At 62.3% G+C, this 12,286-nt stretch carries 12 protein-coding genes; 11 read left to right on the top strand and 1 reads right to left on the bottom strand.

Annotation, left to right across the window (positions count from 1 at the left end; translation table 11 throughout):
* The first annotated feature begins 86 nt into the window (after positions 1 to 86).
* Positions 87 to 1,007, top strand: coding sequence for a translation elongation factor Ts (gene tsf / locus X771_RS148455; protein WP_023671023.1), 921 nt, complete (start codon positions 87 to 89; stop codon positions 1,005 to 1,007).
* A gap of 33 nt (positions 1,008 to 1,040) precedes the next feature.
* Here tsf and X771_RS148460 read toward each other — a convergent pair whose 3' ends face one another.
* On the bottom strand, positions 1,041 to 1,967 hold the full coding sequence (locus X771_RS148460; protein ID WP_023688581.1) for a LysR family transcriptional regulator: 927 nt from the start codon (positions 1,965 to 1,967) through the stop codon (positions 1,041 to 1,043).
* A gap of 99 nt (positions 1,968 to 2,066) precedes the next feature.
* Here X771_RS148460 and X771_RS148465 point away from each other — a divergent pair, with 99 nt between their 5' ends.
* The 10 genes from X771_RS148465 to fabZ all read left to right on the top strand — a co-directional run bounded on the left by X771_RS148465 (position 2,067) and on the right by fabZ (position 12,272).
* Positions 2,067 to 2,594: a nuclear transport factor 2 family protein gene (locus X771_RS148465; RefSeq protein ID WP_023671025.1), complete on the top strand. Its 528-nt coding sequence runs from the start codon at positions 2,067 to 2,069 to the stop codon at positions 2,592 to 2,594.
* A 34-nt stretch (positions 2,595 to 2,628) separates the two neighbouring features.
* Positions 2,629 to 3,738 (top strand): aldo/keto reductase, encoded by a 1,110-nt coding sequence (locus X771_RS148470; protein ID WP_023688580.1) that lies wholly within the window; start codon positions 2,629 to 2,631, stop codon positions 3,736 to 3,738.
* A gap of 150 nt (positions 3,739 to 3,888) precedes the next feature.
* Complete coding sequence (gene pyrH, locus X771_RS148475) at positions 3,889 to 4,611, top strand: UMP kinase (protein WP_023671026.1); 723 nt, start codon at positions 3,889 to 3,891, stop codon at positions 4,609 to 4,611.
* 99 nt (positions 4,612 to 4,710) lie between these two features.
* Positions 4,711 to 5,265 (top strand): ribosome recycling factor, encoded by a 555-nt coding sequence (gene frr / locus X771_RS148480; protein WP_023671027.1) that lies wholly within the window; start codon positions 4,711 to 4,713, stop codon positions 5,263 to 5,265.
* Positions 5,246 to 6,019 (top strand): isoprenyl transferase, encoded by a 774-nt coding sequence (locus tag X771_RS0134245; protein ID WP_280790565.1) that lies wholly within the window; start codon positions 5,246 to 5,248, stop codon positions 6,017 to 6,019. Before frr ends, X771_RS0134245 begins: the two co-directional genes overlap by 20 nt.
* Positions 6,020 to 6,030: 11 nt before the next feature.
* Positions 6,031 to 6,846: a phosphatidate cytidylyltransferase gene (locus X771_RS148485; RefSeq protein ID WP_023688579.1), complete on the top strand. Its 816-nt coding sequence runs from the start codon at positions 6,031 to 6,033 to the stop codon at positions 6,844 to 6,846.
* Positions 6,847 to 6,949: 103 nt separating this feature from the next.
* Positions 6,950 to 8,092, top strand: coding sequence for an RIP metalloprotease RseP (gene rseP, locus X771_RS148490; protein ID WP_023688578.1), 1,143 nt, complete (start codon positions 6,950 to 6,952; stop codon positions 8,090 to 8,092).
* A 217-nt stretch (positions 8,093 to 8,309) separates the two neighbouring features.
* Positions 8,310 to 10,682, top strand: coding sequence for an outer membrane protein assembly factor BamA (bamA, locus tag X771_RS148495; protein ID WP_023688577.1), 2,373 nt, complete (start codon positions 8,310 to 8,312; stop codon positions 10,680 to 10,682).
* 77 nt (positions 10,683 to 10,759) lie between these two features.
* Positions 10,760 to 11,818, top strand: coding sequence for a UDP-3-O-(3-hydroxymyristoyl)glucosamine N-acyltransferase (gene lpxD, locus X771_RS148500; protein ID WP_023688576.1), 1,059 nt, complete (start codon positions 10,760 to 10,762; stop codon positions 11,816 to 11,818).
* 1 nt (position 11,819) lies between these two features.
* Entirely contained in the window at positions 11,820 to 12,272 is a 453-nt protein-coding gene (fabZ, locus tag X771_RS148505; RefSeq protein WP_023684696.1) for a 3-hydroxyacyl-ACP dehydratase FabZ, read from the top strand.
* Positions 12,273 to 12,286 lie beyond the last annotated feature (14 nt).

The raw sequence follows: 12,286 nt of genomic DNA, 5'->3' as shown, positions 1-12,286 counted from the left end.
TTCATCATTCTCATATTTGGCACGCTAGACGGACGCATCACCGAGTACCGGTGGTGCGTCGGTGCATTTAAAACAAAGAGGCGACAATGAGCATTTCGGCTGCACAGGTCAAAGAACTCCGCGACTTGACCGGCGCGGGCATGATGGACTGCAAGGCGGCGTTGACCGAGACCAACGGCAACATCGAAGAGGCCGTCGACTGGCTGCGCAAGAAGGGCATTTCCAAGGCCGACAAGAAGGCTGGCCGTACTGCCGCCGAAGGCCTGATCGGCGTCGACTCCGGCGTCCGCGAGGCCGCCATCATCGAGGTTAACTCCGAGACCGATTTCGTGGCCCGCAACGAGCAGTTCCAGGAGATCGTTCGCAATGTCGCCAAGGTCGCGCTTGCTTATGGCACGACGGAGGCTGTCTCTGCCGCAAAGTATCCGGGTTCGGACAAGTCGGTCACTGACACCATCAAGGACGCCGTTGGCACCATTGGCGAGAACATGAGCTTCCGCCGTTCGGCCAAGCTCACCGTCCCGCACGGTGCTGTCGCAACCTACGTCCACAATGCGGTTGCCGATGGTCTTGGCAAGCTCGGCGTTCTGGTCGCGATCGAGACGACGGGCAATGAGCATGCCGCCAACGCCTTTGGCCGCCAGGTCGCCATGCATGTCGCCGCCACCAACCCGCTGGCGTTGACCGCCGAGCAGATCGATCCGGCAGCGGTCGAGCGCGAGAAGGCGATCTTCGCCGACCAGGCGCGCCAGTCCGGCAAGCCGGAAGCGATCATCGAAAAGATGGTCGAAGGCCGCCTGCGCAAGTTCTACGAGGAAGTCGTGCTCCTCAAGCAGGCCTTCGTGCTCAATCCCGACATCACTGTCGAGCAGGCGCTGAAGGATGCCGAGAAGGACATCGGCGCTCCGGCCAAGATCTCCGCCTATCTGCGCTTTGCGCTGGGCGAAGGCATCGAAAAGGAAGAGACCGATTTCGCGGCGGAAGTCGCGGCGGCGGTGAAGAAGTAGTTTTAAAAATAGCCCCGAAAAGGGCTTCTCAGCTCAGGCAACTCGGCCGGGTGTCCGCAAGGATGCTCGGCCGATTTCTTGTGCGGTGTCGATGAAGGCCCTGAGCTTTGGCGCCATCGACGCCCTGCGCGGGAAGTAGAGGAAGAGGCCGGGCTCCTCGATCGCCGTTTGCGGCAGGATCTGAACGAGGCGGCCGGCGGCCAATTCCGCGCGCACCAGCGGCTCGAACACATAGATCAGCCCGACGCCGGCAAGCGCAAGGTCGATCGCGGCCAGCGAATCGGTAACGATGACCGTACCCTTCGTCTCGGCCACGACATCCTTGCCGTCCTCGGTCAGGTCCCAGCGATAGAGTGCGCCGGAGCGCACAAGCCGGTAGCCGACGCAATTGTGGTCCGAAAGATCCGTCACACCGCGCGGACGGCCATGCCGGCCGACATAGGCGGGGGAGGCGACGATCACGGCGTTGAATGGCGGCGTCAGCCGGACCGTGACCATGTCCTGTGCGATCATCTCGCCCAGCCGGATGCCGGCATCAAAACCCTCGCCGACAATGTCCACCAGCCCCTGGTCGGTGAGCAATTCGATGGTCACATCAGGATAGCGTTCAGCCATCGCGGCGACCACGGGAGTGACGGCAAGTGGAACGGCGATGTTGGGAACGTTCAACCTGAGCAAGCCGGAGGGCCGGCCCTTGATGGCTCGGATGCGGTCCATCCGGTCGGCGATATCCTGGAGAGCAGGGGCTGCCGTCTCCACCAGCGCCTTGCCGGCTTCCGTCAGCGAGACGCTGCGCGTGGTGCGCGCAAACAGCGGCTGGCCGATCCGCTCCTCCACGAGGCGCACCGCATGGCTGACGGCGGATGGGGACATGCCCAGTTCGGCCGCGGCAACCGCAAAGCCGCCGCGTCGGGCAACGGCGACGATGACAGGCAAATGACTGAGCAGATCCCGGTCCATTCATGCATGATATCGCATAGTCCTTGCAAACACTTCAATCTTCTCGATGCCGACAGGCTGACCCATATTGCCATCACCGATGCACAAAGGAGAAGAGAGATGGATGCCTTGAAACACGCTACCTTCGCCGCAGGCCTTGCCCTAGCGCCGGTCGATGCCGGCGGCGCCGAGCCGTCCGGTTGGCGCGCGCTCGCCGACGAACGCGCCGTCATCCGCATCGCCGATGCCATCGACCGTGCCGTCGATGCGCAGGACTGGAAGCTTGCCCGCTCCTATTTCGCCGACCGTGTCACCGTCGACTTCAGCAGCCTGTCAGGACAGCCTGCCGCCACCATCCCCTCCGACAATCTGATCGGTACCTGGGCCGGCAACCTCAGGGGCAGCAAGACCAGCCTGCATCTGCGCACCAATCACCAGGTGATCTTTGAGGCGGACGCGGCGACCGTCTCTTCGAACGGCTATGCCTGGAACCGGATGGAAGGCAATGGCGACCCGCTGTGGGAAGTCTGGGGCACCTACGAGCACCATCTGGTTCGCTCCGGGACCGGCTGGAAAGTCGACGGCTTCGTTTTCCGCGCCACGCATGAGCGCGGCAATCCCTGGGTCAAGATGACGCCTGGCCAGTGAGCCGGCGTCAAGAAATCAGGATAGGAAAAACACCATGACCATGAGCTATTACACACTGGGCAACAGCGGCCTGCGCGTCAGCCGGCTGGCACTGGGCACCATGACCTTTGGCACCGAATGGGGCTGGGGCGCGGACAGGGAAACCGCGCGCGCCATGGCCGACGCCTATGTCGAGGCCGGCGGCAATTTCTTCGACACCGCCGACCTCTACACCGGCGGCACAGCCGAAACCTGGCTCGGCGAATTCATCGCCGAGCGAGGCTTGCGCGACAGAGCGGTGATCGCCACGAAATTCACCTTCAACGCGGAGCCCGGCAATCCGAACGCCGGTGGCAATGGCCGCAAGAACATCTTGCGCGCCGTGGACGCCTCGCTGAAGCGGTTGGGCACTGACTATATCGACCTCTACCTCCTCCATGTCTGGGACGGGCTGACGCCGGCCGAGGAGGTCATGCGCACGATGGATGATCTCGTGCGTGCGGGCAAAATTCGCCATGTCGGCCTGTCCGATGTGCCGGCCTGGTATGCTGCCCGCGCGCAGACGATCGCCGAGTGGCGCGGCTACGAGCCGGTGTCGGCCCTGCAGCTTGAATATTCGCTGGCGGAACGTTCGATCGAAAATGAGTTCGTGCCCTTCGGCACCCGCCATGGCGCAGGAATCATGGTGTGGAGCCCGCTGGCCAGCGGGCTGCTCAGCGGCAAGTACCGGCCGACGCAGGAAGACCATGCCGGCCGGCTCGACGGCTTTCGCAACACCACTCATCCGGGGTTCCAGAAGTTCACCGAGCGCAACTGGGCGATCGTGGCGGAGCTCGAAAAAGTTGCCGCCGAACTCGGACGCAGCATGGCGCAGGTCGCGCTCAACTGGGTGGCAACGCAACCGGGCATCGCCACCGTGATTCTTGGCGCCACCAAGCTGGCGCAGTTGCAGGACAATCTGGCGGCGTTGGATTTCACTTTACCCGCCGAGCTTCGCGCGCGGCTGGATACGGTCAGCAAGACACCGCCGCCATTCCCGTACGCCTATTTCGGTTCCGACATACAAGCCCGGGTTACCGGCGGCGCCGTGACCGGCGACAAGCCGTTGGGTTATGCGCCGCCGCTGCTGGTCGAGGGCGACGCCGTCAGCATCACCAGCAACTGACGGGCCGCGACGGGAAGGCGGAATTGGGCGAGGGGCGCCGCGTGACATCGCGGCGCCCTTCGTGTATCGGAACTCGGCATCGCGCCAGCGGCGGCGCCCGCGCGAGGGCGGCCTGCCCAGGCTGCCACACGCAACAATGACGAGGTCCAGATGACGGCAAAGCCCCTCTATCGACGTGTCCTGCTGAAAGCGTCGGGCGAAGCTTTGATGGGCGAGCAGCATTTCGGCATCGACGTCTCGGTGGTCGACCGCATCGCCGCCGACATCGCCGAAGCCCGCGCACTTGGCATCGAGGTCGGCGTCGTCATTGGCGGCGGCAATATCTTTCGCGGCGTGGCGGTAGCATCCAAGGGCGGCGACCGCGTCACCGGCGACCACATGGGCATGCTGGCCACCGTCATCAACTCGCTGGCGCTGCGCACCTCGCTGAACAAGATCGGCGTCGATGCCGTCGTGCTGTCGGCCATCGCCATGCCGGAACTGTGCGAGAGTTTTTCCCAGCGCCAGGCCACCGCCTATATGAACCAGGGCAAGGTCGTCATTTTCGCCGGCGGCACCGGCAATCCGTTCTTCACCACCGATTCGGCCGCGGCCTTGCGCGCCGCCGAGATCGGCGCCGACGCGCTGTTCAAGGGCACCCAGGTTGACGGGGTCTATTCGGCCGATCCCAAGAAGGATCCGAATGCGACCCGCTTCGAGCGCATCAGCCATGCCGAAGTCATCAACAAGGGCCTCTCGATCATGGATACCGCCGCAATTGCACTTGCGCGCGAAAACAACATCCCGATAATCGTCTATTCGATCCACGAAAAAGGTGGTTTCGGCGATATTCTGCGGGGCGGCGGCCGTTGCACGATCGTCGCCGACGAATAATCCGGAGTATACTCTCCTAAAAGGGACCAGTTTTCGAAAGCGGGTCCGAATATGGGCCCTAAGCAGTGAGCCCGGATCAAACGGGTCGAGGAGACTAAGATGAGTGGTGAGTTCGACGACCTCAAGCGGCGCATGGATGGCGCGATCGCCGCTTTCAAGCACGATCTGGCTTCGCTGCGCACCGGCCGTGCCTCCAGCAATCTGCTCGACGCCATCCAGGTCCAGGCCTACGGCACTACCATGCCCATCAACCAGGTGGCGAACGTGTCGGTGCCGGAGCCGCGCATGATTTCGGTTTCGGTCTGGGACAAGTCGATGGTCGGCGCGGTCGATCGTGCCATCAGAGAATCCAATCTGGGCTTCAATCCGATCGTCGACGGCACCAACCTCAGGATTCCGCTGCCCGAGCTCAACGAGCAGCGCCGCAAGGAACTGGTCAAGATCTCGCATGGCTACGCCGAGAACGCCCGCGTTGCGGTGCGCCATGTCCGTCGCGACGGCATGGACTTCTTGAAGAAGGCGGAAAAGGACGGCGACATCAGCGAGGACGATCAGCGCAAGCGCTCCGACCAGGTCCAGAAGCTGACCGACGAAACGATCAGCACCATCGATCACCTGCTTTCCGATAAGGAAGCTGAAATCATGCAGGTCTAGGGTCGGCCCACACCGGCCCGAAAGCGAGACAATGGCAACGCCCGCGCATGTCGCGATCATCATGGATGGAAACGGACGCTGGGCCAAGGCGCGCGGCATGCCGCGGCTTGCCGGCCATCGCGCCGGCGTCGAAGCGCTGCGCAAGACGGTGCGCGCCGCGCCCGGTCTCGGCATTTCCTTCCTGACCGTCTACGCCTTTTCGTCGGAAAACTGGTCGCGGCCCAAGGCCGAAGTGAGCGACCTGATGGGGCTTTTGAAGCTGTTCATCCGCCGCGATCTGGCCGAACTGCACCAGAACGGCGTGCGCGTCAGGATCATCGGTGACAGGGCGGGGCTGCAGCCGGACATCAGGGGCCTGCTCGAAGAGGCCGAATCGCTGACTGCGCGCAATGAATCGCTGACCTTGGTCATCGCCTTCAACTATGGCGGGCGCGACGAGATCGTGCGCACGGCACGCAAGCTCGCAGCCGCAGTGGCGCGCGGCGAGATCGACGCAGAGGCGATCACGGCAGACACTTTTGCCGGCGCCCTCGACACCGCAGGCATTCCCGATCCGGAGCTGGTCATCCGCACCAGTGGCGAGCTTCGGCTGTCGAACTTCCTTCTGTGGCAGGCAGCCTACAGCGAACTGGTTTTTCTGCCTTGCTACTGGCCTGACTTCAGCCGCGAACACCTGGCCGACGCATTGCGCGATTTTGCTGGCCGCGAGCGCCGTTTTGGCGGGCTTGCCGCTCAAGATGTCGCTGCCTCGTGATCGGCGGCGGGATGAACAATCTTCAGCTTCGCATCGTCTCGGCGCTGGTGCTGGCCGCAATAGCGCTTGGCCTGACCTGGTTGGGAGGGCTGTGGTTCCGCCTGCTTTGCGCCGGGATATCGGCGGTCATCTTCTATGAATGGGCGCGCATGTCGCGCCCCTTGGCCGGTGCGGCCCTCGGCTTCATTCCGGAAGCGCTGCTTCTGGTTTTCGTCGCCGCCCTGGTTGCAGGCGTGCCGGCATCGTGGCTTCTGTCTCTTGTCCTGGCCATGGTTGTGGTCGCGGCGGTCGGCGCCCGCATCCGCGGAGCCACGCAATGGGATGCCGCCGGGCTTGCCTACGCGGCTTTGTCCGGCTTATCGCTGGCGCTGCTGCGCGGCGGCGACCATCCCGGCCTGGTCGCAATCCTGTTTCTGTTCGCCGTGGTCTGGGCGACCGACATCTTTGCCTATTTCGTCGGCCGTGCTGTCGGCGGGCCCAAGCTCGCCCCATCGATATCCCCCGGCAAGACGCAGAGCGGCGCGCTTGGCGGCGCTGTCGGCGGCGTGGCCGCCGGCGTGCTTCTGGCTGCCGCCGCCGGGGCCGGCAATCTTGGCGTCCTCGCCTTGGTTGCGCTGGTGCTGTCGATTGTTGCCCAGGCTGGCGATCTCTTCGAATCCTGGGTCAAGCGCCGCCACGGCCGCAAGGATTCAAGCGCGTTGATACCCGGGCATGGCGGTGTCATGGACAGGGTGGACGGGCTTGTCGCGGCGGCTTTTGCCCTATACGTGATCGGCTGGATTTCGGCGGGCGCCGATCATCCGGCGCAGGGGCTGTTTCCGGCTTGAGTGATATTTCACGGCGAAGAAATGGCGCACGCCACGGATTCGCCTGGATTGATGTCACAGTCGCGGCGACACCTTTCGCCGCGGGTGAATTTGAGGGCATGACTTGAACGAAATTCTTCACGCGTTTTTCAGCACGGAAGGCTTTGTCCTCGGCACGCTGGTGCCGTTTCTGTTCGTGCTGACCGTGGTCGTCTTCATTCACGAAATGGGCCATTACCTGGTCGGCCGCTGGTGCGGCATTGGCGTGAAGGCCTTTTCGATCGGCTTCGGCCCCGAACTTCTCGGCTTCAACGACAGCCACGGCACGCGCTGGAAGCTCTGCGCCATACCGCTCGGCGGTTATGTCAAATTCGTCGGCGACATGAGCGCCACGTCGAGCCAGCCGAGTTCGGAAGATCTGGAAACGCTGACTGACGCTGAACGCAAGGTCGCCTTCCACACGCAACCCATCTGGAAACGCGCCGCCACGGTGGTGGCCGGACCGCTGTTCAACTTCCTTTTGACCATTGCCGTCTTTGCCGTGCTGTTTTCCCTCTACGGCCGCCCTGTGTTTGAGCCGATGGTGGCGGCAGTCACTGCCGGCAGTCCAGCCGAAAGGGCCGGCATTTTGCCAGGCGACCGATTCGTCGCCGTCGACGGCAGCAAGGTTGAGACCTTCGCCGACGTCCAACGCCTAGTCTCAGGCCGCGGCGGCGACGCCATCACCTTCACCATGTTGCGCGACGGCAAGGAGGTCACCGTCGTCGCGACGCCGGAGCCGATGGAGCAGCTGGACGCGCTGGGCAACAAGGTCAAGGTGGCCGTCATCGGCGTCGTCAACAACAAGGATGTCGGCCAGCCCAGGCTGATCACCTACAGCCCTGTCGGAGCTGTCGGCGCCGCGGTCGAGGAGACGGGGCACGTCATTCAGCGCACCGGCCAGTTCCTGCAGCGATTCGTTGTCGGCCGCGAAGACAAATGCCAGCTGGGCGGCCCCATCAAGATCGCCAAGATGTCGGGGCAGGCGGCAAAGCTGGGCTTCCTATGGCTGGTGCAACTCGTCGCCGGGCTGTCCGTCGGGATCGGAATTCTGAACCTTTTGCCGATTCCCCCCCTCGACGGCGGCCACCTCCTGTTCTACGCACTCGAAGCCGTTTTCCGGCGTCCGGTATCGGAGCGGATGATGGAAATGGGATACCGGGCCGGCCTCTTTCTGGTGCTGGGATTTATGGGCTTCGTCTTCTGGAACGATCTGTTTGGGTGCTGAAATCATGAAGAAATTTGGCTTCAGCACCGGCAATGTTGAGACGCCGTTTACCATGCACGGGGGTATGCGTGACGCGAAAGCCACGCATCAGGGTTAAGTAATTACAAATTAACCAGAAGCCTTGCGTGTAGGGAAAATCCGGTTAATACGGTAGGAGAAATTACCGCACGTCCGGTTTTCTCGCCGTGGGGACTTCGAGAAAAGGTACAAAAGCCCGATGAAGGCAGCATCCAAATTTTTGAGCGCCGCGTCCGCGGTGGCTATGTCCGCCGCTCTGGTTGTACCAGGTGCGCTCGCCGTGCAGTTCGTTGCCACATCTGCGGCGCAGGCAGCCGTTGTCTCGAGAGTCGAGGTCAGCGGCAACCAGCGTGTCGACGCCGACACCATCCGCAACTACATCACGATCAAGCCGGGCAAGGCGTTTTCCAGCGCCGATATCGACGATGCGGTCAAGGCGCTGTTCGGCACCGGGCTGTTCTCGGACGTGCAGATCAATCAGGTCGGTTCGACGCTGGTGGTCAAGGTTGCCGAATATCAGGTCGTCAACCAGGTCCTGTTCCAGGGCAACAAGAAGCTCAAGGACAATGCGCTGGCAGTCGCCGTGCAGTTGAAGCCGCGCGGGACGTTCTCGCAGGCAACGCTCGACTCCGATGTCGAGGCGGTGAAGGCTGCCTACAGGCGAATTGGCCGCGATGACGCCACTGTCACGACGCAGATCATGGATCTCGGCGACAACCGGGTGAACGTGGTCTTCAACATCAACGAAGGCGGCCGCACCAAGATCGCCGCAGTCAATTTCGTCGGCAACAGCGCCTATTCGAGCCGTCGCCTGTCCGACGTCATCGCCACCAAGCGCTCGAGCTTCCTGTCCTTCGTGCTGCGTGACGACGTCTATGACGAGGACAAGCTCCGCGCCGACCAGGAATCGCTCCGCCGCTTCTATTACAATCACGGCTATGCCGACTTCCAGGTGGTCTCAGCTGTCGGCGAGCTCGACGACACGACCAACCAGTACACCGTTACCATCACCGTCCAGGAAGGCGACCGCTATACGTTCGGCGACGTCAGCGTCGAGAGCACCATTCCCGAAGTCGACTCGAAGGCGCTGGAATCGGTGGTTCAGACCCACAAGGGCGACGTCTACAACGCCAAGGATGTCGAGGACACCATCATCGCGCTGACCGAAAAGGTCGCGGGTTCGGGCTATGCCTTCGCCCAGGTGACGCCGCGCGGCGATCGCAACTTCGAGAACCACACCATTTCGGTCGTCTATACGATCGACCAGGGCACCAAGGCCTATATCGAGCGCATCGAAATCCGCGGCAACGACCGCACACGCGACTATGTCATTCGTCGTGAATTCGATGTTAGCGAAGGCGACGCCTTCAACCAGGTCTTGATCCAGCGCGCGAAGAAGCGGCTGGAACGGCTGGATTATTTTGAGAAAGTCGACGTTTCCACCGTGCCGGGCTCGGAACCTGATCAGGTCGTGCTCGTGGTTGACGTGGTTGAGAAATCGACCGGCGAGTTCTCTGTCGGCGCAGGTTATTCGACCGGTGGCGACACTGCCGGTCCGTCCGTCGAAGGTTCGGTCGCGGAGCGCAACTTCCTCGGTCGTGGCCAGTACATCAAGGTTTCGGCGGGTGGCGGCAAGAATTCGCGCGACTACAGCCTGTCCTTCACCGAACCCTATTTCCTCGGGCGCCGTATCGCTGCCGGCTTCGACATCTTCCAGCAGACCCGGAATTACAGCAAATACGACAGCGAGACCCTGGGCGCGACAGTTCGGTTCGGTCTGCCGATCACCGACAACATCTCGACCCAGCTGGCGTACAATATCGCCCAGGAGAAATACAAGCTCGACGACGGTTGCGATGACACGCCTCACGATGGGATTCCTGACGCCGACTGCAAGATATCTCCGGCGATCGTCCAGGGAATTGACGAAAGCCCGTGGATCAAGTCGTCGGTCAGCCTTGGGCTGGTCTACAACACCATCGACGACATGAAGAGCCCGCATGAAGGCATCTACGCCACCACCACCGTGGAAGTGGCCGGCCTTGGTGGTGATGCCAAATTCGTCAAGGTTACCGGTCGTGGCACCGTCTACCAGACGCTGTCCGAACAGCTGGATCTGGTCGGCCTGATCTCGGGCGGTGCTGGCCATATTGCGGGCTATGGCGATAACGGCTTGCGTATCTTCGATCAGTTCCAGAGCAGCGACCGCATGATCCGCGGCTTCGAGTATGGTGGCATCGGTCCTGCGGATATTGCAACGGGTGACCACCTTGGCGGCACCACCTATTTCAATGCGTCGGCGGAAGCTCAGTTCCCGATACCGGTCATTCCGGAAAGCTTTGGTGTGCGCGGCGCCGTGTTTGCTGATGCCGCCACACTGTATGGCAGCAAGATTAACGTCGCCGGGGTTACTCAAGCTTCAACTGATCTAGAGTTGCGCGCTTCGGTTGGTGTCGGCTTGTTGTGGTCATCGCCTTTCGGCCCGATCCGCATTGACTACGCGATGCCCGTCAAGAAGGAAAAGACCGACGACGTGCAGGAATTCAACTTCGGCATGTCGAGCCGCTTCTGATCTTGCGGTAACGATGCTTCCGGGCCGTTGGGGTCCGGAAGAGAATTGATCCGACCTAGCTGGATATTGCTTCTGGAATGACCGATCCGGTGTTCTTCGCGCCATCACGCCGGTATACGGCCGGCGAAGTCGCGAATCTGACCGGCGCATCGCTCGTCGATTCCGATCTTGCCCACATATCGATCGATGCGTTGGCGCCAGCCAATGAAGGCGGCGAGGGTGCGCTCGTCTTCGTCGACGGCAAGCGCAATTTCGCGCTGATGCAGTCGCTGAAGGCGGCGGCCGTGTTTTGTCCCGCCGAGTTCGCGGGCAAGGCGCCGGCCGGCATCGCGGTTCTGGTTCATCCGCGCCCGCAGCAGGCCTTCGCCATGATCGGCCGGCTGCTGTTCCCGACGGCGGCTACGCCGGGACCGATGACCAGCGAAACCGGGGTCTCGCCGCAAGCTCATGTCGATGCCTCGGCGCATATCGAGGCCGGGGCGATCATCGAGGCCGGAGCGGTCATCGGCCCCCGCGCTTCCATCGGCAGCGGAACGGTCATTGCCCCCCACGCCGTTATCGGCCCCTCCTGCCAGATCGGCCGTGACGGCTACATTGGGCCGGGTGTCAGTGTTCAGTATGCGCTGATCGGCAACCGCGTCATCATTCATGGCGGCGCCAGGATAGGCCAGGACGGCTTCGGCTTTGTCGGCGGCGCCAAAGGCCCTGAGCGTGTGCCGCAGGTCGGCCGCGTCATCATCCAGGACGATGTCGAAATCGGCTCGAACACGACCGTCGATCGCGGCGCCATGTCGGATACGGTCATCGGTCAGGGCACCAAGATCGACAATCTGGTGCAGATCGCCCATAACGTTCGCATCGGCCGCAATTGCATTATTGCCGGGCTCTCTGGTATTTCCGGCTCCGTCACCGTCGGTGATGGTGTCACCATGGGCGGCGGCGTTGGCCTTGCCGATCATTTGACCATCGGATCAGGGGCCAAGCTTGCTGCAAGAAGCGGGTTCATGAGCAACGTGCCGGCGGGCGAGATCTGGGGAGGCTATCCGGCGCAGCCGATGGCGGAAGCCATGCGCGAGATCGCCATGCTGAGGAAGCTCGCCAGGACGCGCAAGCAGGGCGAAGGGGGAAGTAGCTGAGATGGTGCCGGCGACGCTCGAAGCGGTCGATATATTGGGGTTGATGAAGCTTTTGCCGCATCGCTATCCCTTCCTGATGATCGATCGCATCATCGAAATCGACGGCAATGATTCTGCCATCGGCATCAAGAACGTGACCATCAATGAGCCGCATTTCCAGGGCCATTTCCCGGATCAGCCGGTGATGCCGGGCGTGCTCATCGTCGAGGCCATGGCGCAGACCGCCGGCGCGATCTGCATCCGTAACCTCAACACGGAAAAGCCGTCGCTGGTCTATTTCCTGACCATCGATAATGCGAAATTCCGCAAACCGGTCGTGCCGGGCGACCAGTTGAAAATCCACGTCAAGAAAATCAAGATGCGCGGCAACCTGCTCAAATTCGCCTGCGAGGCCATGGTGGAGGGCACAAAGGCCGCCGAAGCCGAGATCTCGGCAATGATGGTTACCGGCTGACGGTTCGAAATGCT

The sequence above is a fragment of the Mesorhizobium sp. LSJC269B00 genome, assembly GCF_000502815.1.
Classification (GTDB): Bacteria; Pseudomonadota; Alphaproteobacteria; order Rhizobiales; family Rhizobiaceae; genus Mesorhizobium.
This window is presented reverse-complemented; position numbering and strand designations above follow the sequence as displayed.

What these genes read in the sequence shown, in the direction of transcription:
- fabZ (WP_023684696.1), top strand. Translation starts at nt 11,820, where the DNA reads ATGGTGCCGGCGACGCTCGAAGCGGTCGATATATTGGGGTTGATGAAG.
- X771_RS148485 (WP_023688579.1), top strand. Translation starts at nt 6,031, where the DNA reads ATGAACAATCTTCAGCTTCGCATCGTCTCGGCGCTGGTGCTGGCCGCA.
- bamA (WP_023688577.1), top strand. Translation starts at nt 8,310, where the DNA reads ATGAAGGCAGCATCCAAATTTTTGAGCGCCGCGTCCGCGGTGGCTATG.
- X771_RS148470 (WP_023688580.1), top strand. Translation starts at nt 2,629, where the DNA reads ATGACCATGAGCTATTACACACTGGGCAACAGCGGCCTGCGCGTCAGC.
- X771_RS148460 (WP_023688581.1), bottom strand. Translation starts at nt 1,967, where the DNA reads ATGGACCGGGATCTGCTCAGTCATTTGCCTGTCATCGTCGCCGTTGCC.
- X771_RS148465 (WP_023671025.1), top strand. Translation starts at nt 2,067, where the DNA reads ATGGATGCCTTGAAACACGCTACCTTCGCCGCAGGCCTTGCCCTAGCG.
- frr (WP_023671027.1), top strand. Translation starts at nt 4,711, where the DNA reads ATGAGTGGTGAGTTCGACGACCTCAAGCGGCGCATGGATGGCGCGATC.
- lpxD (WP_023688576.1), top strand. Translation starts at nt 10,760, where the DNA reads ATGACCGATCCGGTGTTCTTCGCGCCATCACGCCGGTATACGGCCGGC.
- pyrH (WP_023671026.1), top strand. Translation starts at nt 3,889, where the DNA reads ATGACGGCAAAGCCCCTCTATCGACGTGTCCTGCTGAAAGCGTCGGGC.
- tsf (WP_023671023.1), top strand. Translation starts at nt 87, where the DNA reads ATGAGCATTTCGGCTGCACAGGTCAAAGAACTCCGCGACTTGACCGGC.